Annotated in this window: 1 rRNA gene; it reads left to right on the forward strand. The window is 47.3% G+C overall.

Annotated features, from left to right (window positions below):
• Window positions 1-111 (forward strand): 16S ribosomal RNA (locus tag H0X95_RS35790); the annotation flags it as partial.
• Window positions 112-391: the final 280 nt, after the last annotated feature.

The following is a 391-nucleotide window of genomic DNA, read 5'->3' on the forward strand; positions in this document are numbered from 1 at the left end:
GAAGTGGCTAGTCTAACCGCAAGGAGGACGGTCACCACGGTAGGATTCATGACTGGGGTGAAGTCGTAACAAGGTAGCCGTATCGGAAGGTGCGGCTGGATCACCTCCTTTCCAGAGCTATCTCGCAAAGTTGAGCGCTCACGCTTATCGGCTGTTGATAAAGACAGAAAGACTGTCTGTTAGCGGTTTAAACGGTTATAATGCCGGCCGCTTTCGATAATCCTCAATGACAAACATTCAAATGACGATTGTTCGAGTCTTTGTCATTGGCGATTGAGCCAGTCAGAGGATATCAACAGATATCGGCTGTCGTTCTTTAACAATCTGGAAGAAGTAAGTAATTTGGATAGCGGAAGCGTCTTGAGATGGACGTGGAAACTATCCGGGTTGT

It is taken from the genome of Burkholderia sp. 9779_493 (assembly GCF_015712215.1).
Classification (GTDB): Bacteria; Pseudomonadota; Gammaproteobacteria; order Burkholderiales; family Burkholderiaceae; genus Burkholderia; species Burkholderia cenocepacia.